This is a genomic window from Azospirillum formosense, assembly GCF_013340925.1.
Taxonomy (GTDB): Bacteria; Pseudomonadota; Alphaproteobacteria; order Azospirillales; family Azospirillaceae; genus Azospirillum; species Azospirillum formosense.
The window spans coordinates 1-22,077 of record NZ_WHOR01000035.1; the positions used below are offsets into that span (position 1 = coordinate 1).

Below are 22,077 nucleotides of genomic sequence, written 5' to 3' on the forward strand. Positions count from 1 at the left end.
CCCCACCCCCATGCCTTGATCCCGCCGCTCCATTCCAGTTGGCGAATCCTGTCCTTCGGGCCGATCACCGCTTCGTGAAGCTGACAGCATTCGGAGATCCGGTTGTCCCGGATCACCCACCGATGGGTGTTGCCCCCCAGAAGGATTCCGGAACCGCCGCAGCCCCGTACGGTGTTGCCACGAATTTCCACGTCGCTGGACGGGCGCTCGCTGGATGCCGAAAGACCGGAGACAAAGCCGTCCGTGATGATCGTACCGTCTATGCGGCAACGGCTGCACCCTTCCAGAAGAGCCGTGTGCCACGCTCCCCGTGCGAAATGAAGCCCGTCGAGGACGAAGTCCGATTGTTCCCGGACGACGAAGGCATGGTCACGAACACTGGCCTCGATGACCGGCCTCGTGCCATCCGGCTGACCGGCCACGATGACGCGCTTCCGAACCGCGTCGTAGCACCATTGTCGATGACTGGACAAAACGGTTGATGACGCCATGCGGTTGCCCCTCTGCCCATCGACGAACAGTTGGGAGGGCTCGCTGACAACCGAAGAGGTCCATCGCCATACTTGACGATCGTCGGCCGAGCCGGCGGGTGCGGCGTCCCCCGTGAACAGCGGCTCTGCCACAAGCAAATCCGCACCGCTGATGAGAGGGGCCTTTCCGACACCGAAAGACCCGAGGAATATGGGATGGCTCGGCGTCCCGGACGAGGTCAAGGTCAAGGCTTCACGCCAGACACCGCCCCGCTGAAAGAGAATTGCGTCGCCAGGCCGCAAAGCCAAGGCGTTTGCAGCCGCAACGGCCCTGAGCGCCCTGTCCGGGGCCAAGCCGTCCTGATCGTCAGCGCCATCCATAGAAACATGAAACGTCCGCGATCCCGGGGGACGGGCCGCCGAAGCGGTCTTCGGGAAGCATCCCGAAGCAGCGACGGCGAGGAGCCGTACCACGTCGCGCCGCCCCAGCCGGGGCGCTCCATTCACCTCAGCGGACATGGCCTGCCAACCTTTCCATCATCAGACTTCTGAAAATAATACATGGCCCCGATCAGACCAATATGCGCAAAACCTCTTCGAATCGGCCCTTCAATCGGTTAAATACCGCACATCCCCTACTTCCAACATCAATGCACAAGCCAAATCATCATCAATGACCCATCGTTTTGTCTTTGTCTGAGCCTAACAATGCCCTGATCTTTTAAAAAGACCGGCGCCTTCCTTATGAATATGAATCAATACAGGCTGATAATCTTTTTCAGACAACCACAAAAAAGGAAAAAACCTACCACGGTATAAAGGTGACAAAAGAGGATTTGGAGCAGGGCCTCGCAATGCAATGTGGTGCATCGAAAGGAGACACCTCCGTTGTGGGGTGCCTGCCGGGACAGCATTCCGATCAAAGGCGCGTCTGCACCGAGTTGTCGGCCAGCAACACTATACTTTTGATTAAGCACTGAAAATCAATGCATCATATGGACTTGACCATGCCGGGGCAGATGTCCTCACACATATTCACACCCGCGCCCCCTGTGGCTCTTGGCTGGCGGCGATACGCCTCTCCAGCCACCGCATTGGATCAATCAGAGATTATGAAGTTGTCTTGTTTCTGCGCTTACCAACAATGCGTTATGCTACCTCATTTTCTTCATTGCGAGAAAATCAAACATAGAACACATATGGGTGACAGTATCTTTTCCAAAGACAACATAAATCCAGCCTTTGCAAAGCAAGACCAAAGAAAAATTACAAAATTAACACATTGCAATTTCTTATATCATAGGGAAATCTGATTTAGAAAATTTGTAATCATTTTGTCTATGGAATAAGATTAGACGATCAATTATCTGCTCAGTGCGACTTCTCCATCGCAATAAAAATAAAAAATTCCGCGTCCCGAGCGAATCGAACGCGCTTTGGAATGCCGTGACCCGTCGCTCGAGAGGCAGGACCGACGCCATCGGAAAGCATTCATTTTCCAGTGCTTCAATGATCAAGGCGATCACACTGTGCGACACCACCGATCCGCCTCCCCGGATTGGTTGAAACGAAAGTCGATGCAATGGGAAACGACACCATATCCGAACTTCACATCGGATGGTTCTGGCGCTCCTTGCGTCGACACTGGATACTTTTCCTCTGCGTGTTCCTGACAACGTTGCTGTTGGTCGGGGGAGCATTATGGACATTGCCGAAGGTTTACACCGGACGTGCCATCGTCGCCGTTGACCCGCGAGCCCGGAACACCGTGGACATCAAGGCCGTCGTCGAAGGGGTGCTGGGCGATCCCGCCGCCGTATCCACGGAGCTCGAGATGATCCGATCCCGCGACGCGATCAGGTCGATTGCCCGGGAGTTTCGGCTCGATCGGCGCGCGGAGTTTAACGATGCCCTGAACGACGCCGTGGATGGCGATGGAACGGACGCCTCCAGCCGGCTGCAGCACGCCAGGGTGATCGATAATGTTGCCCGGCGGGTGAGCACGATGACGTTGAATGCGTCGCGGGCCATCGAGGTTTCCTTCCGGTCGGAAGACCCGCAACTGGCGGCGGACGTGGCCAACCGTCTGGTTGATCTGTATCTGGAAGCCAAGGCGGCGGGCCCGGTCAACGCCACGTCCCGCGCCGCATTGTGGCTCGATGCGCGTTTGGACGAGTTGAAGGAGCGGGTCCGGCGGTCAGAAGGCAAGGTCGAACAGTTCCGTGTCTCCTCCATCCTGCGGGAAGGGCGCGATCCTGACATCATCGACCAGCAGATCGCGGACTGGAGTCGGCAGCTTGTCACGGCACAGGCCGGTTGGCAGCAGCGTTCCGCGCAGTTGAAATCCGCGGAGGACGCCGAAGCCACGAGGGGTGCGCGCGGTGTTCTGGCGCTTGCCCGTTTGCCGGTGGGAGAGCGGCTAACCATTGATGAGGCCAGCCTCGTCCGTCGCGCCGCCGAGATTGGCGTCAATTCCGGCCCGAACCATCCTCGGATGGCTGAGATCCAGGAAGGAGTCAAAAAGCTCCAGACTCAGATGGAGCGGGAGGCGCGGAGTTGGGTCGCCAGCCTGCGCCTGCAGCAGGATGAGGCGGCACGCCAGGTGACGACCATACAGGAGTCGTTGGAGCGGTTGCAGGCTGAGAAAGCCGCCATGAACAAGGCCGAAATCACATTGCGGGAGCTGGAGCGGGAAGCCGCTGCGGACCGGTCGGTTCTCGAAGTCTTCCTACAGCGCTCCCGCGAGGCGCGGGAGATCGCTCCGCAGGAGCCTTATGCCGAAGTGATCGCGCGGGCGGACTTTCCGGCGAAAGCGTCCAGCCCAAACCTTCCCGTACTGGGCGGGGGGGGGATTCTTCTCGCCCTGCTGGCCGGCGGCGCCGCGACACTGGGCGCCGAAGCGCGGACACGGCGCCGCTATTACAGCATCGACCAGCTCCGAACCGACCTGGGCCTGCCGATCCATGCGACCATTCCGGTGTGGGATGCGCGCCGGCATCCGGAGCGTCTCGGATTGGCCAGGAGTGGGCGCGATGTGGCCGGCTATGCCTCCGCCCATCCCGAATCCTCCGTCGGTGTGGCGGCGCGCAGCCTTGTCGCCGGCACCATCTCCTGGATCAACCGCAACGATCTCAGCGATCCCGTCGTCTTCACGTCGGCCCTGCCCGGAGAGGGAAAGACCACGTTGGCGGTTTCAACGGCGTTGATCCTGGCCCGTTCCGGCCGGCGCGTCCTTCTGATCGACGCCGACCTGAGACGGCCGCGCGTGCACCAGGTGCTGGGCGAAACCAACGAGCGGGGCCTCGCCCAGTTCCTCACTCCGGAGGAGGAGATCGCTGCACCCGATATACGGCACCCGACCAGCCATGAGAGGTTGGACATCGTCACAGCGGGAGTCCTCCCTGACAGGACGACGATCGAACCCTTGCATCTCGCGCGGCTGAGCAGTTTCGTGGACACGATGCGGCGGGAATACGACGTCATCATCATTGATGCGCCGCCCGTGCTTCCCGTTCCAGACGCGCTGCTTTTGGCTGGCGTGTTCAAGCACACCGTCATGGTGGTCGCTTGGAACCGGACCGCCCGAAGGGTCGTGCGGCACGCGGTCGACCAATTGCTGGAAGGCGGGGCAAAGCTGTCCGGGGTCGCCTTCAACAAGGTCGATCAGAAGAAGCTCGCCCGCTTTGACTGTACGGAATCGCAGTATCTCTCGGATCGCTCCTATCGCGATTATCTGCGGACGTGACCCATGGGGGATTTTCGGACCCTCCTGCGATCACCATCGCTCCAGCGGCTCGCCGGCTATGGGACGGCCACGGCCTGCGGCGCGTTGGCCACCTTGCTGACCGTCCCGCTGCTGGTGCGCCTGCTTGGGTTGGATGAATTCGGCATATGGTCGCTTCTGGAACCGCTGCTGGTGATCGGCGCCATGATCGCCCTGTGTGGGGTCGAGCACGGCGTCATCAAGCAGGCGGCCCATGACGGCACATCGATCCGTAGGGTCGTCGGTGATCTGCTGCCTTCCGTGCTGCTGGTCATCCTTCTCGTTGACATGGCCGGCGCGGCCATCCTCCACTGGTGGTTCGGAATGGTGGTATCCCTGCTCGTCGCCGGGCTGGTCGCCGCCGAAGCCCTACTGACCCTGATCACCACGGCCTATCGCTCCGCCGATCGGTTGGCCGGTTACAGCATCGGGCAGGCCGGGCGGTCCGTGTCGTTCCTGGTCGTCCTGGCCATCATGGCCGTGCTGTTGCCGGAGGGCCGAACGCGGGTCGAAACGGTGCTCTGCGTTCGGCTGGCGCTCGTGCTGGCGCTGGCGCTGGCGCTCATCGCCGCGCTTCGCCCGCGTCCACGCTGGCGTCCGGACCGCTATGCGGATGCCCGGACCTACGGCGTCTTCATTCTGCTCACCGGCCTGATGGGACAGGTGCTGGAGAATTGCGACCGTTACCTGCTGGCGGGGCATGTGAGCATCGCCGAAGTCGGCGGCTATGTGCTCCACATCAAGCTGGCCACCATCGTCGTGCAGGGCGTGACCACCCCTTTCATGATCTGGTTCCCAATGGAACGCTTCCGGCATTTCAACGACAGCGACGGCGGCGACCGCTTTTTCGGGACGGTGGCCTTTCTCATGCTTACGGCGCTGCTGCTGGCGGCTGGGATCGTCTGGTTCAGCGCGCCGCTCCTGCTCGGGTGGTTCGCGCCGGGGAACCCGTACGCGCCCGAGGTCCTGCTTCTGCTGCTGGTCGGCGTGGTGGCGGTCGGCATGAGCTACCCGCTCAATGTCGGCCTGCTGAAACCCGGTTACACACACCTGAACCTGATCGCCAGCGCGGCCGGCCTGGTCAGCGCGCTGGCGCTGTCGGCGCTGCTCGTGCCGGCATTCGGAGCGACCGGCGGGGCCGGCGCCAAGGCGATCGCCACGCTGGTCTTCACGACCGTGCTTTGCGGCCTGTCGCAGCGTGTCCACCGGGTCAATTTCAGTTTCGTCCGGCTGGCCCTGTTGAGCGCCGCGGCAGTCGCTCTCGGCGTCGCCATCGAGCGCTTCGTCGGAGGCGGGGAGCTGCCGGCGGTCATCGGCAAATCCATCACCTACGCCGGCGGCTTGCTGGTGATCGCCTTCCTTCTGTCGGGGCGACGCGAAGGCTTCCGTGTGGATTTGGCCCGTGCGGACGGGAGGGCGGACTGATGATCCACCTCGCGCGGAAGGAAATGTTGGTCCAGCCGGAAACCGCTCGGGGATGCGGGGGCGCGGCCGGCACGGAAACCAGGGTGGCGGATCGTCCTCTGGCGGTTTCCTACATGGCGGTCTCCATCGTCCTGACGCTGTGCCTGCCGGTGGATGTCGTGCTCTTTGGGCAAGGCGCGACAGGCATGGTGTCGGTCTATTTCTATGAATTTCTTGCTTGGTGTCTGTTCGGCCTTGTCCTGGCCAACGAACTTTCCATGGGAAGAGCCGACATTCTGCGCCGGGGGTGGAACAGGATGCCATCCTTGTTCCTATATCTGGCTTGGTGCCTGTTCGCCGTCATCATGGTCTATGGCCTGCGCGCGTCGGGCGACACGATCGGCAAGTTGAAAAATCTTCTTCCAGGCGCGCTCGTCTTCATCATGATGCAATCATGCGTGCGCGGCGAACGCCAACTGTTCAACGTTATCTTCATTTATCTGTGCACGTCGGCCGCCATCGCCCTCCTCGGACTTCTGCAATACCAGACCGGTGCCTTTTATCTGTTCCCCTCGCTGGGGAACAACGCCTGGAAGGCGGATTTCGACGGCAATTACCTGACGACGGTCGCGCTTGGACTGTACAGCACTCCGAACAATTTCGCCGCCGCGCTGGTCCCCTGCGTGATCCTGAGCGCGACCTTCGTCGTCTGGAAGTTGCGGAGGCAGCGGTATGGCCATGCGACCCTTCTGTCGGCCATCTGCATCGTCCTTCTCGCCGCCTTGGTGGTTTCGTTCAGCAAGGGTGGCCTCCTGTGGTGTGGCGTCGGATTGCTGATCGCGGTCGGCCCATGGGAACGCAGCCGTTACCGTGTCGCCCTCCTCCTCACGCCGCTGACGATCCTCGCCGTGACTCTTTACGGCACACTCCCACAACAGAGTGCGGCGGCGGTCGACACCTCCACGACAGTTGCAAGAATTGGCCTGTGGCACACCGCTCTGTTTGTCATGGACGGCGACGGATTCACCTGGCTGTTCGGCGACGCAAGCGAGGGAATCCGGTATTGGAGCCCGGCTCTGGCCGGTTGGCTTTACCCGGATGCCCACAACACCTGGATCAACCAAGCGGTGATGTTCGGTCTTCCGGCCCTGGCTCTGTACGCCGGGATGTGGATGCATGTCTTGCGCCGGCTGGGGGCGACCGCCGCGCATGGAACGATGTCGCCCTTCCTGAGGGCGGTGGTTCGCGGCTTATTGGGTGTCCTGTTCGCAATGGCTGGGCTTCTGTTCTTCGAGCCCAGGGCGGATGGGGTCTTCCAGTTCGCTCAGATCACCTTTCTGTTTTCCCTTGCCCTCATCGCAGCGGAGGGTTGCCGGATACCGAATGCATCGGAACTTCGGAAACACCGCAGGACAGGAGTCGAACGATGACCTTTCCCACGGACCCACAGACGAAGCTGTGCCTGGTTACCAACTTCAACACCTCCTATCGTGACGGGCTTTTCCAGGCCATCACCCAGACCATGGACACTGATTTCCTATTCTATTCCGATGGAAATGAAAAATATTGGCAAAAAGAGCAAGGGCTTTGGCAGGGTTCGATCAATCACAAGTATCTCAAGGGGTTTTCGATCGCGAACACCCGGATCGTTCCGCTTCTGCCGCTGCACTTGATGGCGCGACGGTATGACGCCTATGTGAAGTGCATTAACGGCCGCTTCGCTCTGCCTGTGACCTATGCCATGGCACGCCTTCAGGGCCGTCCCTTCGTCCTTTGGACGGAGGTTTGGATGAAGTTCCGCACTCCGGCTCATCGGTTCTTCTACCCGATCACACGGTACATCTACCGAAACGCGGATGCCATCATCGCCTGCGGGGGACACGTATCGTCATTCCTTCGCGACGAGGGAGTCGACCCGGAGCGCATTTTCGTCGCGCGTCAAGCCGTGGACAACGCCTTCTACCGGCGCCCTGTCCAAGCGGAAGAAGTGGCCAGCCTGCGGCGGCGGCTCGGCATCGAAGATGATCAGGCGGTCATCCTGTATCTGGGCCGTTTGAACGAGGTGAAGGGACTGCCCTATCTGGTCCGGGCCTTTGCCGAGGTGGCCGCCGCGAATAGCCGGGCCGTGCTCGTTCTCGCGGGTACGGGAGAAGAGCTGCCTGCGCTTCAGGCTCTTGCGGAATCGCTCGGCATCGGGCCGCGGGTGCGCTTTACGGGCTATGTCGACCGTCCCGGGACGCTGGCCTACTACGCCATGGCCAGTGTGTTCGTGCTTCCCTCCATCGAACTGGACTACGTGAAGGAAACCTGGGGCTTGGTCGTGAACGAAGCTTTCAACCAAGGCCTTCCGGTGATCGCCACCGATGCGGTTGGAGCCGCAGCGGGTGGCTTGGTTCAGGATGGCCGGACCGGCTTCGTCGTGCCGCAACGCAATGCAGCGGCGCTTGCAAACGCGATCAACCGTGTTCTCACGGAACCGGATCTGGCCAACCGGATGCGGAGCGCCTGTCGGCAGGTCATCACGCATTGGACGCAGGAGGGCATGGCCAAATCCTACATCGCCGCCGTCGAGTACGCGCTCCGGAAGCGGGGCAGTCATCAGGAAACACCGGCATGACCGGCGCATCGCCGGCCCCCTTCGACCGTATGAACGTGGAGCGACAGCCATGGCGCGGCGTGTTCTGATTTACCGGCAGGGATCATTGGGGGACACGCTCGTCGCCTTGCCGTGCTTCCATTTGATCGAAAAGGCCTTTCCCCGGGCCGAGCGCCGGCTTCTGACCAACATCCCCATCAACGGCTTCGTCGCGCCCGCGGAAGCGCTTCTTAAGCCGGGTGGTTTCATACACGGCACGATCGAGTATCCCATCGAGACCCGGGACCCGAAAGCCCTCTGGTCGCTTTGGGCATCCATCCGGGCATGGCGCCCCGACGTTCTCGTTTACCTGGTCGATCAACGGCGACGGTCGCAGGTGCTTCGCGACGCCGCGTTCTTCCGCCTGTGTGGAATTCGGCGTCTGATCGGCGTTCATCTCCGGACGCCGTCCACTCCGCAAAGCAACCCCGCCACAGGGCTCTGGCCTTCGATCACCGAACATCTCGCCGACGGCCTGCGCGAATTGGGAGATGCCCGGATCGGAGACGAGACGTCGTGGTCCCTGCGGCTTTTGGACAGCGAGCATCAGACGGCTGCCAGGGCGTTGGCGCCGTTGGGTACGGATCACCCCTTTGTCGCCTTCAGCATCGGGACGAAGTGGCAGCCCAACGATTATGGTGACGGGAATTGGAGTGCGGCTCTCGCAGAGATCGGCCGACGTTTCCACTCGCTCGGGCTCGTGATGATCGGAGCAGGAAACGAGGTGGAGCGTTCCGATGCCATCGCGGCTCATTGGCCGGGCCCGACAGTCAATCTGTGCGGGCGCCTGTCACCTCGGGAAAGCGCCGCCGTATTGCAGCGTTCACAGCTCTTCTTGGGGCACGACAGCGGACCCATGCATCTTGCCGCCTCAGTCGGAACACGATGCGTCGCCGTGTTCAGCAGCCGCAACCTGCCGGGTGTCTGGTTCCCACGCGGCAACGGGCACAGGATTTTCTACCGTCAGATTGCGTGTGCCGGCTGCGGCCTGCGCGTGTGCGTTGAACAGGCCAAGCGATGCATAAGCTCCATCCCCCACGGCGACGTCGCTGAGGCCGCTGTCGGGATTCTAAGCCAGACTCGTATCGGGCTTGACCTCAAGCGGGAAAATCACGGCCAGCTTGATGTCGGCGCATAATTCGTCGGAAGCCGGCAGTGTCGGACCCATGGCAGGCATAGAGGCGTCCCGCTGAGTTCGAATGACGTGATGTGGTGGACGGCCCTTTCGCCGCAAAGAGAAGAATTCGTGTTGACGGTTGGTCGTAAGCGGTGTTCTGGCCCCACCTTTCGACGGGATCAGGGCTGAGAGAATCTGCCGGATCGCATGATCGGGAGTGAACCCCACCGGGTTTCCCGGAGCCCCCGTTTCTTGGGAGACCGGGGTCAACATGACGAAGTCGGCTCGTCGGTGGGGCCGCCGAACATCATGGCGCCAAGGCACAGCGGCGACACCTTCACACCACTGCGGCCGAGCTTGCGGTCGTTCATCCTTGCCACCCTCCCGTTGAGCAGTTTTGGCCGGCTCGGTCCATCATCCTGGCTGTGAGGGGTGCGAGTTGCCACGGAAATGGCTTGCCGGGACGATGACGGGGGCCGAAGCCCACGGTTGGCGAGACGGCCATTCCGCGCAAACCAGACCCCGTTGGGTTCGAACCATACATGAAAGGCCGGAGCTGGCATGGCCGAGGCACCTGCCATATCGTCCACGGTTGTATGAATTCCAACGGCACATTGGATGCATTCAAGTTGACATTGTGGGTCTCCACGGAGCATACGATCACGCATTGCATGCAGGCATTGCTTGCCATTGCCTCCCGCTTGCCATTGCCTCCCGAAGGAACACGCGATGTCATCCGAACAGGAGTGGCCGCCTCCTCCCCCTCTCAGCACCGGCCTGCGTGGTCGCTGCCCACGCTGCGGCCAGGGCCATCCGTTCAGCGGCTTCCGGAAGCGGCACGCCCCTGCCGTTCCTGTTGCTGACCTGTATCCCGCCCTTGCTGCCGTTGAAGGGTTTGGCTGGTGGCCAGCCAGTACGTCTACAAAGCCGAGGAAGACCGTTTCGGCACAACCGTGCCAACCCAGCCGCTTGCGGCCTTGCCCGCAGAAAAAAATCGCGCTTGACCTGACTGCCGCCAGGCTCCCCTAACAACAGCCAGCGTCATGGCTTGGAGATAATCAAAATGTACGATTGGTTCCCTTTAGTCTTCTTTCCGTTCAAGATTATCGTGTTGGGCACGGGCATGTTCTTCGCCATCAAGTGGCATCACGATCAAGCGAAGAAGGATCAAAGGAAAAAGCATGAAGAAGCCAGCGAACCGTAAGCGCCCCGATCCGGGGTCTGAGTTCGAAGCCGATTGACGGCACGCTTGCGGGTAATTCCTCTAGGAACTCACCTCCGCGGCCCGGGCGCTGTCCTTCCGGGGGTCGAAGGCTTGGTGAAAGTCGGCCAGGATGCGGGCGGTGCATGGGCTCAACCTCGACAGTATCGACGGGCCACTGGGCGAACTGGCCGCGATCCTGGCGCCGTCATTTTTCGTTCCGCCGCCTGCCAGCAATCTTTGCGTCAGAGCCGCAAATGCCGCCATAGTTTTTATCATCCTCTTCGCTAATATTTATAAAATATTTTTGGATATTATAACAAAGAAAAGAGGACGCCAAATTTTCTTGTGAAGATTTGCTCTGAATCAATGAACGCGCCTCTGGCCTTCTCCACACTTTCAACAAACAGAATAAGAACTGCATGGCATGGGGAGGTTTCGCCACATGTTCCAGGTGCGCATACACGGCCGTGGTGGACAGGGTGCGGTAACGGCCGCCGAGATGCTCTCGGTCGCCGCGTTCAAGGAAGGGCGTCACGCCCAGGCCTTCCCCAGCTTCGGGTCTGAGCGGACAGGCGCCCCGGTTGTTTCCTTCTGCCGAATCGCCGACACGGAGATCCGCACCCGCGAGCCGATCTCCTCGCCCGACGCGCTGATCGTGCTGGACCCCACGCTCTTCCATTCGGTGGATGTCTTTCAGGGGCTGCCGGAAACGGGCTATGTGCTGATCAACTCCTCACGCAGCTTCGAGGAGTTGCACATCGCCGATTTCATGAAGCGCTTTCCATCCGGCCATGCGCATTGCGTTCCGGCGACCGACCTGGCCCGCCAGCACGTTGGCCGCCCGGTGCCCAACGCCGCCCTCCTGGGCGGCTTCGCCGCCATCACCGGCCAGATCCGCATCGAGTCCGTTCTGGCCGCCATCCGCGACACCTTTCCCGGTGCCGTCGGAGAGGCGAACGCCAGGGCGGCCGTCGCCGCCTACGAACACTGCCTTGCTTGATCCGGGGGGACTTGCCATGCTGAAGCAGATCGAAGGCAGCCGGGCGATGGCCGAGGCAATCGGGCTCTGCCGTCCCGAAGTCATTTGCGCTTACCCCATCACGCCGCAAACCCACATCGTCGAGGGGCTGAGCGAGATGGTCGGCGACGGGCATCTGACCGGTTGCGAGTTCATCAATGTCGAGTCCGAGTTCGCGGCGCTGTCGGTCGCCATCGGCGCCTCCGCGGCAGGCGCGCGCGCCTACACCGCCACCTCCAGCCAGGGTCTGTTGTTCATGATGGAGGCGGTCTACAACGCCTCCGGACTGGGGCTGCCGATCGTGATGACGCTGGGCAACCGGGCCATCGGCGCGCCGATCAACATCTGGAACGACCATTCCGACGCCATGTCGGTGCGCGACGCCGGTTGGATCATGCTGTTCGCGGAGACCAACCAAGAGGCCGCGGACCTGCACATCCAGGCGTTCAAGCTGGCGGAGGAATTGTCCTGTCCGGTGATGGTCAACGTCGATGGCTTCATCCTGACCCACGCCGTCGAGCGCGTCGACGTTCCCGATCAGGAGCAGGTGGACGCCTTTCTGCCGCCCTTCGACCCGGTGCAGGTGATCGACCCCGCTGCCCCCATTTCCATCGGCGCGATGGTCGGGCCGGACGCTTTCATGGAGGTGCGCTACCTCGCCCACCATAAGCAGATGAGGGCCCTCGACCTCATCCCCGCGCTGGCGGCAGAGTTCAAGCAGGTGTTCGGGCGCGAGTCCGGCGGGCTCGTGCGCCCCTACCGCACCGAGGGCGCCGAGACGATCGTCATCGCCATGGGCTCGGTGATTGGCACGATCAAGGACATGGTGGACGCGATGCGCGCCGATGGCCACAAGGTGGGGGCGCTCTCGATCTGCTCCTTCCGTCCCTTCCCGCTGGAGGAGGTGCGCGCGGCCCTGTACGACGCCCGCCGCGTCGTGGTGCTGGAGAAGGCGCTGGCGGTGGGCATGGGCGGCATCCTCGCCAGCCACGTCCGCATGGCGCTGCGCGGGCACGGCACGCGCGTCTACACGCTCATCGCCGGTCTGGGCGGGCGGCCCATCACCCAGGCGTCGCTCACCCGCTTCATGGACATGGTGAAGGGCGAACCGCACGCCGACGTCCATTTCCTCGACCTCAAGCATGACGTGATCGAGGCCGAACTGGCCCGCGCCGCCGGGACGCGCCGCGCCGGTCCCATCGCCGAGAACGTGCTGCGCCGGGTCACCCCCGGTGGCGTGCTGTAAGGGAGGGCCAACGCCCATGACCCAGACCGTCAAGTTCTACCAGACCGGCACGCTGACCGTCGGCAATCGACTGCTGCACGAGGCTCGGCGCACCGTCCAGTCGTCGATCGACCGCTCCAACGCGTTGACCAGCGGCCACCGCGCCTGCCAGGGCTGCGGCGAGGCGCTGGGGGCGCGCTACGCCATCGACGCGGCGATGCGCGCCACCGAGGGCAACCTTGTCTGCGTCAACGCGACCGGATGCCTGGAGGTGTTCACCACGCCCTACCCGGAAACCTCCTGGCAGGTGCCGTGGCTGCACTCGCTGTTCGGCAACGCCGCCGCGGTGGCCGCCGGGGTTGCCGCGGCGATGCGCGTCAAAGGCAAGAGCAACGTCCGTGTGGTGGCCCAAGGCGGCGACGGCGGCACCACCGACATCGGCTTCGGCTGCCTGTCCGGCATGTTCGAGCGCAACGACGACGTGCTGTACATCTGCTACGACAACGAAGGTTACATGAACACGGGCGTGCAGCGCTCCTCCGCCACGCCCCCGGCGGCGCGCACCGCCACCACACCCGCGGTGGGCGAGGCGCCGGGCAACGTCTTCGGCACCGGCAAGAACGTTCCGCGGATCGCCATGGCGCACGACATCCCCTACGTCGCCACCGCCTCGGTCGCCGACCTCCACGACCTCGAGGCCAAGGTGACCAAGGCCATGGGCATCCGCGGCGCGCGCTACATCCATATCATGGTCCCCTGCCCGCTCGGCTGGGGTTCGGCCAGCCACGACACCGTGCGGCTGGCGCGGTTGGCCATCGAGTGCGGCCTGTTCCCGCTGTTCGAGGCGGAGCACGGCGAGGTAACCGCCTCTCGGCCCATCCGGCGCAAGGTGCCGGTGACGGACTACCTGACGCCGCAGAAGCGGTTCGCCCATCTCTTCAACCCCGACAACCCGCACGGCGGCGAGGCGATCGCCCGGCTCCAAGCCATGGCCGACGCCAACGTCCGTCGTTACGATTTGCTCCGTGACGAGGAGGCCATGTGATGAGGAAACCTCCCTTCGCCATCACCCTCGATGTCGGCTCCTCGCTCGCCAACCGTACCGGGTCCTGGCGGACCATGCGGCCGGTCTACGCCGAACATCTGCCGCCCTGCAACAACCAGTGCCCGGCTGGGGAGGACATCCAGGGCTGGCTCTTCCACGCCGAAAGCGGTGATTACCGCATCGCCTGGGAAAAGCTGATGGAGGAGAATCCGCTGCCTGCCGTCATGGGGCGCGTTTGCTACCACAGCTGCGAGAGCGTCTGCAACCGCGCCCGCCTTGACCAGCCGGTCAGCATCCATGCGGTCGAGCGCTTCCTCGGTGACCTCGCCATCCGCGAAGGGTGGAGGGTGCCGGTCGGCGCGGTCCACTCCGACAAGAAGGTGCTGGTGATCGGCGCGGGCCCGTCGGGCCTGGCCGCCGCCTATCACCTCACGCGCCTGGGCCACAGGGTCGATCTGGTGGATGCGGGCCCCAAGCCCGGCGGCATGATGCGCTTCGGCATTCCCAAGTACCGCCTTCCGCGCGAGGTGCTGGACGCCGAGGTGCAGCGCATCCTCGACCTGGGCGTGACGCTGACCCTCGACACCAAGGTCGAGGACATTCCCAAGGCGATGGAGGACGGCGGCTACGACGCCTGCTTCGCCGCCATCGGCGCGCATCTGGCCAAGCGGGTGGAGATCCCCGCCGTCTCGGCCGGGCGCATCATGGACGCCGTTTCGGTCCTGCGCTCGATGGAGACGGCCGACGAGCCGCCGAAGCTGGGGCGCCGCGTGGTGGTCTACGGTGGCGGCAACACCGCCATCGACGTGGCCCGCACCGCCAAGCGCCTGGGCGCCGAAGAGGCGCTGATCGTCTACCGCCGCACGCGCGCGATGATGCCCGCCCACGCCTTCGAGGTCGAGGAGGCGCTGGAGGAGGGCGTCGTCATGCGCTGGCTCTCCACCATCCGCACCATGGACGAGGGCACGCTGACCGTGGAGAGGATGGTCCTCGGCCCGGATGGCTGGCCGCAGCCGACCGGCGAGCTTGAGGCCATCGAGGGTGACACGCTGATCCTTGCCTTGGGGCAAGAGGTCGATACCTCGGTGATCACGGGCGTTCCTGGGGTTTCGGTCACCAAGGACCACACCATTGCCGTCGGGCCCGATTTCCAGACCGGCTATCCCGGCCTGTTCTGCGGTGGCGACATGGTGCCCGCCGAGCGCACGGTGACGGTGGCCGTCGGCCATGGCAAGAAGGCCGCCCGCCACATCGACGCCTATCTGCGCGGCACCCGGTACGAGCCCGCGCCCAAGCACGCGCTGGCGACCTTCGAACGTCTGAACAGCTGGTACTACACGGACGCGCCACGAACCGTGCAGCCCGTGCTCGACGACCTGCGCCGCCGCACCACCTTCGGCGAGGTCACGGGTGGCCTCGACGAAACCAACGCGCTGTTCGAGGCGCGCCGCTGCCTCAGCTGCGGCAACTGCTTCGAATGCGACAACTGTTTCGGCGTGTGTCCCGACAACGCCGTGGTGAAGCTCGGCCCCGGCAACCGCTTCCGGTTCAACTACGACTTCTGCAAAGGCTGCGGCCTGTGCGCCGCCGAATGCCCCTGCGGTGCGATCGACATGGTCGAGGAGGCGATCTAGGGCGCGCCATCGGACCGCGTCCACGGCTGGGAAATCGAACCGCCGCCTCGGCGCGGAGTTGGCCGCAGGATCGCTTGCGCAACGAGCCGGACAGCAGGACAATCCTGCATCCTTGAACGACCTTTGTCGAACGCACTGGCGGAAGAGGTCGCGATGACTGGACTCTCGCCACGGGAAACGGCGGCGGACATCGATGCGCTGCTGGGGCCGGACCGTTCCCCCCATAACGCTTCGGGTGGGGTGCGCATCGGACGAAAATGGCTGCTCGCCATCGTTCTGATCGCTCTGCTGGCCGTGGTTGTCTACGTCCTGCTTCGCTCCTCCGCCGACAACATCCGCTATGTAACCGAAGCGACGGTCCGCGGCGACCTGCACGTGATCGTCACCGCGACCGGCAGCGTCCAGCCCACAAGCCAAGTCGAGGTTTCAAGCGAGCTGTCCGGCACCGTGCGCCGGGTTCTCGTCGATTACAACAGCGTGGTCGCCGCCGGCCAGATGCTGGCGCAACTGGACACCGACAAGTTCAAGGCCAGCGTCGACAGTTCCCGCGCCAAACTCGCCGCCGCCAAGGCGAAGGTTGCCCAGGCGGAGGTCACCGTCATCGAGACCGCGCGCGACCTCGACCGCAAGCAGGCGTTGGTTCGTACCCGGGCCGGCACGCTTCAGAACCTGGACGTGGCGAGAGCGCTCCACGACCGGGCCGTGGCGGCGCTGGAAAGCGCACGAGCCGATGTCGGGGTGGCCGAGGCCGAGCTGACGCTGAACGAATCGAACCTGCACAAGACGGGGATCGTTTCGCCCATCGACGGCATCGTCCTGAAGCGCAACATCGATCCCGGCCAAACGGTCGCCGCCACCCTCCAGGCGCCGGTGTTGTTCTCCATCGCCGAAGATCTGCGACGGATGGAGGTGCAAGTCGACGTGGACGAGGCCGATGTCGGCAAGGTGCGGGAAGGACAGTCGGCCCGCTTCTCCGTCGATGCCCACCCCGATCATCATTTTCCCGCCGTCATCCGCGAACTGCGCTACGCCCCCGAGACGGTGCAGGGCGTCGTGACCTACAAGGCCATTCTCACCGTGGACAACAGCGCCATGCTGTTGCGTCCGGGCATGACCGCGACGGCGGAGATCGGTGTGCAGGACGTGGCGGACGCGCTTCTCGTGCCCAACGCCGCCCTGCGCTTCACGCCTCCGGTGGCGGCGGCGGGCCAAGGCGACCTCCTGAAACGGATGTTGCCCGGCATGCCGCAGTTTCGTCCTCCCAGTCCGCAGGAGCCCAGCGGCCCGTCGCGCGCGGTGTGGACACTGCGCGACGGCGCAGCGGTTGAGGTGGCGGTCGTTACCGGAGCAAGCGACGGCCGGAGAACCGAGATCCTCCAGGGAGACCTGACGGAGGGTGCGGCTGTGATCGTGGACACGGCACCGACCCCCTGAGGAGGGCACCATGCCCAGAGACGGCGGGCCACCGCTCATCGAGTTCGAGGGTGTGGGCAAGGTTTTCGGCAGCGGCCCCGCCGCCGTTCCGGCGCTGAACGCGGTCGATCTGAGCATCGACCGGGGGGAATTCGTGGCGATCATGGGACCGTCGGGGTCCGGCAAGTCGACGGCGATGAACATCCTCGGTTGCCTCGACGCCCCGACCTCCGGGACCTATCGCTTCATGGGCGTCGATGTCGGCCGCCTGACCCGCCACCAGCGCGCTCTGCTCCGCCGCCGCTACCTGGGCTTCGTCTTCCAGGGCTTCAACCTGCTGGCCCGCACCAGCGCCGTGGAGAATGTGGAGCTTCCTCTGGTCTACCGCGGCCTTCCCACGACCGTCCGCCGCCGGCTCGCGCGGGAGGTTCTGGCCCGTGTCGGGCTGGAAGGGCGCGAGGATCACACGCCGGGCGAGTTGTCGGGCGGCCAGCAACAGCGTGTCGCCATCGCCCGCGCCATCGTCACCGACCCCGCCGTTCTGCTGGCCGACGAGCCGACCGGCAATCTCGACAGCCGGATGAGCCTGGAGATCATGAACCTTCTGGTGCGGTTGAACCGCGAACAAGGCATCACCGTCATCATGGTCACGCATGAGCCGGACATGGCCGCCCACGCACGGCGCATCATCCGGTTCGTCGATGGCCGCATCGACAGCGACTCCTCCAGCGAAAGGACCGCGTGATGCTCGTCGAAGCCGTCAAGCTCGCGCTCCAGGCGATCCGCCGCAACGCGCTGCGCTCCTTTCTCACCGTGCTTGGCATCATCATCGGTGTCGGCGCCGTCATCGGCATGGTGACCATCGGCAACGGCACCACCGCCCGGATCACCGCCGACCTTGCCAAGCTCGGCACCAACCTGCTGTTCGTGCTGCCCGGACAGGTCGGCCCCGGACGCGCCAGTTCCGACGCCAGACCCTTCAACAGCCGCGACATCGAGGCGATGCGGGCACAGTTGGTCGGCGTTCAGGCGGTCGCGCCGGTGGCGCAGAAGTCGGTGCCGGTGATCTACGGGACGGAAAACCGCAACACGGTGGTGACGGGAACCGACAGCGGCTATTTCGTCGTGCAGAACTGGGCGCTGGCACGGGGGCGCGGCTTCCACGAGGGCGAGGAGCGCGCCGGGCGCGCCGCCTGCATCATCGGCCAGACCGTCCGGGAGAAGCTGTTCGGCCGTACCGACCCCATCGGCGAGACCATCCGCGTCCACAACGTCTCGTGCGAGGTGATCGGCCTTCTCGAGGCGAAGGGGCAGTCGAGCTTCGGAACCGACCTGGACGACACGGTGCTGATGCCGCTGCGCGCCTTCCAGCGGCGGATCGCCGGAAACATGGACATCGCGCGCGTCTACGTCTCGGCCCGGAACGGGGTCGACACGGCCAAGGTGCAGACCGGCATCGAGCGCCTGTTGCGGGAGCGGCGCAACATCACCCCCGGCAAGGAGGACGACTTCTCCGTCCGCGACATGAAGCAGGTCGTGCAGGCCACCGCCGGAGCGACGGCGGTGCTCACCGGCCTTCTGGGCGCGGTGGCGGCGGTCAGCCTGCTGGTCGGCGGGATCGGCATCATGAACATCATGCTGGTGTCGGTGACCGAAAGGACGCGGGAAATCGGAATACGTCTCGCCATCGGCGCCTTGGAGGAACAGGTGCTGATGCAGTTCCTGGTGGAGGCGGTGGTGCTGTCCCTGTTCGGCGGCATCTTCGGAATCGCTTTGGGGCTCGGACTGGCGGTTGTGACGACCACCGCGCTGAACGTCCCGTTCCTCGTCGATCCCTTCATCATTCTTGTGGCGTTCGGCTTCTCCGCCGTGGTTGGAATCGTCTTCGGCTACATCCCGGCCCACCGCGCGGCCCATCTCGATCCGATCCAGGCACTGCGCCATGAGTGACGGTTCCGTCCGTTCCGGCGCGCGCGGCGCGAAGGTCGGCGCCTGATTCCGTCGGCGGCCCTTTACCTGGGTTAAGGCTCCGCCGCCCTGGCACCCCGAAGATGATCCCGGCGGCGCTGCGGGCGACGGCGCCGTGACGAAGGATGCGACCACGGACCGGAGGACCGCCATGCAACTGCCGCTTCAGATCACCTTCCACAACATGGCCCCCTCGCCGCATCTGGAAACGTGCGTCCGGGAGCACGCCGAAAAGCTGGAGCGGTTCCACGGGCACATCATGGCCTGCCATGTGGTCTTCGACGCGCCGCATCGGCACCACCACAAGGGCAAGCTCTACACCGTCCGGATCGACCTCACCGTGCCGGGCGGAGAATTGGCCGTGCGCCATGCCAAACCCGCCGACCATGCCCATGAAGATCCCGAGGTCGCCGTTCGCGACGCGTTCGACGCGATCCGCCGGGAGCTGGAGGATTACGCGCGCCGCCGCAGGCAGGACGTGAAGACGCACACGGCGTGACCGGCGCCGCGCCTTCGCTTCCTGCCCGAGATCACCGAAGCGGCCGGCGCCGAAGGCCACGCTCCCGGCGCCGGTGTCACCACGTTGGGAGGCCGCCCATGCCGGACACCTCGTACATCCGCTGGTTTTCCGACCTTGGCCGCGACGACGTCGCCCTGGTGGGCGGCAAGAACGCCTCGCTTGGCGAGCTTTGCAGACGCCTGAAGCCGTTGGGAGTTGAGGTGCCGGACGGGTTCGCCCTGACCGCCGACGCCTTCCGCGACGCGCTGACCGCCGCCAACGCCTGGGATGGCCTTCACGCGCTGTTGGACGATCTGGACAAGGCGGATGTGGAGCGTCTGGCCCGTGCCGGCGCCCGCGCCCGGGAGATCGTCTACGCCGCCGGCCTGACGCCGGATATGGAAGCGCAATTGCGCACGGCCTTCCGTGCCTTGCTGGCCGAATATGGGGAAGGCCTGACCGTGGCGGTGCGCAGTTCCGCCACCGCCGAAGACTTGCCTACCGCCAGCTTTGCCGGGCAACACGAGACCTATCTGAATGTGGCGGGCGAGGCGATGCTGCTCGACGCCGTGCGGCGCTGCCACGCCTCGCTGTTCACCGACCGCGCCATCTCCTATCGGATCGACCAGGGCTTCGACCACTTCAAGGTCGCGTTGTCGGTCGGCGTGCAGAAGATGGTGCGCTCCGACCTTGCCTCGGCCGGGGTGATGTTCACGCTCGACACGGAGTCGGGATTCCGGGACGCCGTCTTCATCACCGGCGCCTATGGGCTGGGGGAAACGGTCGTCCAGGGGACGGTCGATCCCGACGAGTTCTATGTTCACAAGCCGACCTTCCGGCAGGGCCATCGCGCGGTGTTGCGGCGGCGCCTGGGCGAGAAACTGGTGAAGATGGTTTACCGCTCGGGCCGCACGCGTGAGCCGACGCGCACCGTTCCCACACCCGGCGCCGACCGGCAGCGCTTCTGCCTGACCGACGGGGAGGTGCTGCGGCTCGCCGAACAGGCCATCCGGATCGAGGACCATTACGGCCAACCCATGGACATCGAATGGGCCAAGGACGGGCTGGACGGCGGTCTGTACATCGTCCAGGCGCGGCCGGAGACGGTCGCCTCCCGGCGCTTGGCCCTGGAGCTGGAGACCTTCGTTCCCGAAGGGAAGGGCACCGCACTCGTTTCCGGGCGCGCGGTCGGCGGTCGTATGGCCGCCGGGGCCGTCCGCGTGGTGACCGCCGCCCACCAGCTGTCCGCCTTCCGTCCGGGCGAGGTGCTGGTGGCCGACACCACGACGCCCGACTGGGAACCGGTGATGAAGACGGCTGCCGCCATCGTCACCAACCGGGGCGGACGCACCTGCCACGCCGCCATCGTCGCCCGCGAGCTGGGCATTCCCGCCGTGGTCGGGGCCGAGCGCGCGACGGAGGTTCTGCGCGACGGTCAAACAGTGACCATCTCCTGCGCCGAGGGCGACACCGGCAAGGTCTACGACGGCGCCGTGCCGTTCCATGTGGAGCGCATCGACCTTGGTCGGCTGCCGCGCCCACAGACGCGCATCATGGTGAACCTCGGCAATCCCGACCAGGCCTTCCAGACCGGCCAGCTTCCGGTGGACGGGGTTGGCTTGGCGCGCATGGAATTCATCATCAGCGAGGCCATCAAGGTGCATCCGATGGCGCTCGTCCATCCGGAGCGCGTCGGGGATTCCGACGTCGGCGCCCACATCGCCCAACTGACTTGCAGTCACCCTGACGGCGGCGCCTACTTCGTGGAACGTCTGTCGGAAGGGATCGGCACCATCGCGGCGGCCTTCTTCCCTCGCCCGGTCATCGTTCGCCTGTCGGACTTCAAGACCAACGAATACGCTTCCCTGATCGGCGGGTGGTGGTTCGAGCCGGTCGAGGAGAATCCCATGCTCGGCTTCCGGGGCGCGGCGCGCTATGCCCATCCCGCCTACGAGGAGGGCTTCGCGCTGGAATGCCGGGCGCTGGCCCGTGTGCGTGCCGAGATGGGGCTGACCAACGTGAAGGTCATGGTGCCCTTCTGCCGCCGCCTGGAGGAGGCGGACCGGGTGATCGCCGCCATGGCCCGCCATGGGCTGGAGCGTGGGCGTAGCGGCCTGGAGATCTACGTGATGTGCGAGATCCCCAACAACGTCCTGCTGGTGGACGAGTTCGCCCAACGCTTCGACGGCTTTTCCATCGGGTCGAACGACCTGACTCAGCTCACGCTCGGTGTGGACCGCGACAGCCCGCTGGTCGCCTTCGACTTCGACGAGCGCGATCCCGGCGTGTTGGCCTTCCTGCGCCAAGCCGTGGAAGGCGCGCGGCGCAATGGCCGGCCGTGCGGAATCTGCGGCCAAGCGCCTTCGGACTATCCGGAGATCGCCGAGTTCCTGGTGCGGCTCGGCATCGACTCCATCAGTCTGACGCCCGACAGCGTGCTGAGGACGTTGCGCGCCGTGGTGGAACTGGAACGAGGACTCGGCCGCACCCCGCGCCACCCTGAGACGGGAGATCCATCATAAAGCACGTCGACGTCTTCGCACACCCGCGCTTCGGCAGCTTCATCCGGCAGGCCGCGGAGACCAAGGTGGACGAGAAACCGTCGCAAAATTGAGGGCCGCCACGCCGCCCGCCGGAACGGTCAACGGGCGCACGATCTTGCCCCCGCTCGCTGGCTCTTGC

General features: G+C 64.5%; 17 protein-coding genes. 16 read left to right on the forward strand and 1 reads right to left on the reverse strand.

Annotation, left to right across the window (positions count from 1 at the left end):
* A partial coding sequence (locus GBZ26_RS07210) for a right-handed parallel beta-helix repeat-containing protein (protein ID WP_174438253.1) occupies window positions 1-623 on the reverse strand: 623 nt, incomplete at its 3' end.
* A gap of 1,429 nt (window positions 624-2,052) precedes the next feature.
* On the opposite strand from GBZ26_RS07210, the gene GBZ26_RS07215 reads away from it, so the two are divergent.
* The 16 genes from GBZ26_RS07215 (at window position 2,053) to ppsA (ending at window position 21,917) form a co-directional block, all read left to right on the forward strand.
* Window positions 2,053-4,215 (forward strand): GumC family protein, encoded by a 2,163-nt coding sequence (locus tag GBZ26_RS07215; protein ID WP_174438254.1) that lies wholly within the window; start codon window positions 2,053-2,055, stop codon window positions 4,213-4,215.
* 84 nt (window positions 4,216-4,299) lie between these two features.
* Complete coding sequence (locus GBZ26_RS07220; protein ID WP_174438255.1) at window positions 4,300-5,658, forward strand: lipopolysaccharide biosynthesis protein; 1,359 nt, start codon at window positions 4,300-4,302, stop codon at window positions 5,656-5,658.
* Window positions 5,658-7,067: an O-antigen ligase family protein gene (locus GBZ26_RS07225; protein WP_174438256.1), complete on the forward strand. Its 1,410-nt coding sequence runs from the start codon at window positions 5,658-5,660 to the stop codon at window positions 7,065-7,067. The genes GBZ26_RS07220 and GBZ26_RS07225 overlap by 1 nt, the downstream gene beginning before the upstream one ends.
* Window positions 7,064-8,254 carry a glycosyltransferase family 4 protein gene (locus GBZ26_RS07230; RefSeq protein WP_174438257.1) on the forward strand — a complete coding sequence of 397 codons (1,191 nt, stop codon included), beginning with the start codon at window positions 7,064-7,066 and terminating at the stop codon, window positions 8,252-8,254. Before GBZ26_RS07225 ends, GBZ26_RS07230 begins: the two co-directional genes overlap by 4 nt.
* A 49-nt stretch (window positions 8,255-8,303) precedes the next feature.
* Window positions 8,304-9,410 (forward strand): glycosyltransferase family 9 protein, encoded by a 1,107-nt coding sequence (locus tag GBZ26_RS07235; protein ID WP_174438258.1) that lies wholly within the window; start codon window positions 8,304-8,306, stop codon window positions 9,408-9,410.
* A gap of 1,042 nt (window positions 9,411-10,452) precedes the next feature.
* Window positions 10,453-10,593, forward strand: coding sequence for a hypothetical protein (locus GBZ26_RS07240; protein ID WP_174438259.1), 141 nt, complete (start codon window positions 10,453-10,455; stop codon window positions 10,591-10,593).
* Window positions 10,594-10,732: 139 nt separating this feature from the next.
* Entirely contained in the window at window positions 10,733-10,942 is a 210-nt protein-coding gene (locus GBZ26_RS07245; protein WP_174438260.1) for a hypothetical protein, read from the forward strand.
* 93 nt (window positions 10,943-11,035) lie between these two features.
* Window positions 11,036-11,593, forward strand: coding sequence for a 2-oxoacid:acceptor oxidoreductase family protein (locus GBZ26_RS07250; protein ID WP_174438261.1), 558 nt, complete (start codon window positions 11,036-11,038; stop codon window positions 11,591-11,593).
* Between the two features lie 16 nt (window positions 11,594-11,609).
* A complete protein-coding gene (locus tag GBZ26_RS07255) occupies window positions 11,610-12,857 on the forward strand; it encodes a pyruvate ferredoxin oxidoreductase (RefSeq protein WP_174438262.1) in 1,248 nt (415 codons plus the stop codon).
* 16 nt (window positions 12,858-12,873) lie between these two features.
* Window positions 12,874-13,881: a thiamine pyrophosphate-dependent enzyme gene (locus GBZ26_RS07260; RefSeq protein ID WP_174438263.1), complete on the forward strand. Its 1,008-nt coding sequence runs from the start codon at window positions 12,874-12,876 to the stop codon at window positions 13,879-13,881.
* Window positions 13,881-15,515, forward strand: a complete 1,635-nt coding sequence (locus GBZ26_RS07265) for an NAD(P)-binding protein (RefSeq protein ID WP_174438264.1) — start codon at window positions 13,881-13,883, stop codon at window positions 15,513-15,515. Before GBZ26_RS07260 ends, GBZ26_RS07265 begins: the two co-directional genes overlap by 1 nt.
* 153 nt (window positions 15,516-15,668) lie before the next feature.
* Window positions 15,669-16,949: an efflux RND transporter periplasmic adaptor subunit gene (locus GBZ26_RS07270; RefSeq protein ID WP_174438265.1), complete on the forward strand. Its 1,281-nt coding sequence runs from the start codon at window positions 15,669-15,671 to the stop codon at window positions 16,947-16,949.
* 10 nt (window positions 16,950-16,959) lie between these two features.
* Window positions 16,960-17,673 carry an ABC transporter ATP-binding protein gene (locus tag GBZ26_RS07275; RefSeq protein WP_174438266.1) on the forward strand — a complete coding sequence of 238 codons (714 nt, stop codon included), beginning with the start codon at window positions 16,960-16,962 and terminating at the stop codon, window positions 17,671-17,673.
* On the forward strand, window positions 17,673-18,878 hold the full coding sequence (locus GBZ26_RS07280) for an ABC transporter permease (protein WP_174438267.1): 1,206 nt from the start codon (window positions 17,673-17,675) through the stop codon (window positions 18,876-18,878). Before GBZ26_RS07275 ends, GBZ26_RS07280 begins: the two co-directional genes overlap by 1 nt.
* A gap of 169 nt (window positions 18,879-19,047) precedes the next feature.
* Window positions 19,048-19,395, forward strand: coding sequence for an HPF/RaiA family ribosome-associated protein (locus GBZ26_RS07285; RefSeq protein ID WP_174438268.1), 348 nt, complete (start codon window positions 19,048-19,050; stop codon window positions 19,393-19,395).
* 98 nt (window positions 19,396-19,493) lie between these two features.
* Window positions 19,494-21,917, forward strand: coding sequence for a phosphoenolpyruvate synthase (ppsA, locus tag GBZ26_RS07290; protein ID WP_174438269.1), 2,424 nt, complete (start codon window positions 19,494-19,496; stop codon window positions 21,915-21,917).
* Window positions 21,918-22,077: the final 160 nt, after the last annotated feature.

Excerpts from the sequence above, each read along its gene's own strand:
- GBZ26_RS07215 (WP_174438254.1), top strand. The coding sequence starts at position 2,053 with ATGGGAAACGACACCATATCCGAACTTCACATCGGATGGTTCTGGCGC.
- GBZ26_RS07225 (WP_174438256.1), top strand. The coding sequence starts at position 5,658 with ATGATCCACCTCGCGCGGAAGGAAATGTTGGTCCAGCCGGAAACCGCT.
- GBZ26_RS07230 (WP_174438257.1), top strand. The coding sequence starts at position 7,064 with ATGACCTTTCCCACGGACCCACAGACGAAGCTGTGCCTGGTTACCAAC.
- GBZ26_RS07235 (WP_174438258.1), top strand. The coding sequence starts at position 8,304 with ATGGCGCGGCGTGTTCTGATTTACCGGCAGGGATCATTGGGGGACACG.
- GBZ26_RS07240 (WP_174438259.1), top strand. The coding sequence starts at position 10,453 with ATGTACGATTGGTTCCCTTTAGTCTTCTTTCCGTTCAAGATTATCGTG.
- GBZ26_RS07250 (WP_174438261.1), top strand. The coding sequence starts at position 11,036 with ATGTTCCAGGTGCGCATACACGGCCGTGGTGGACAGGGTGCGGTAACG.
- GBZ26_RS07255 (WP_174438262.1), top strand. The coding sequence starts at position 11,610 with ATGCTGAAGCAGATCGAAGGCAGCCGGGCGATGGCCGAGGCAATCGGG.
- GBZ26_RS07260 (WP_174438263.1), top strand. The coding sequence starts at position 12,874 with ATGACCCAGACCGTCAAGTTCTACCAGACCGGCACGCTGACCGTCGGC.
- GBZ26_RS07265 (WP_174438264.1), top strand. The coding sequence starts at position 13,881 with ATGAGGAAACCTCCCTTCGCCATCACCCTCGATGTCGGCTCCTCGCTC.
- GBZ26_RS07270 (WP_174438265.1), top strand. The coding sequence starts at position 15,669 with ATGACTGGACTCTCGCCACGGGAAACGGCGGCGGACATCGATGCGCTG.
- GBZ26_RS07275 (WP_174438266.1), top strand. The coding sequence starts at position 16,960 with ATGCCCAGAGACGGCGGGCCACCGCTCATCGAGTTCGAGGGTGTGGGC.
- GBZ26_RS07280 (WP_174438267.1), top strand. The coding sequence starts at position 17,673 with ATGCTCGTCGAAGCCGTCAAGCTCGCGCTCCAGGCGATCCGCCGCAAC.
- GBZ26_RS07285 (WP_174438268.1), top strand. The coding sequence starts at position 19,048 with ATGCAACTGCCGCTTCAGATCACCTTCCACAACATGGCCCCCTCGCCG.
- ppsA (WP_174438269.1), top strand. The coding sequence starts at position 19,494 with ATGCCGGACACCTCGTACATCCGCTGGTTTTCCGACCTTGGCCGCGAC.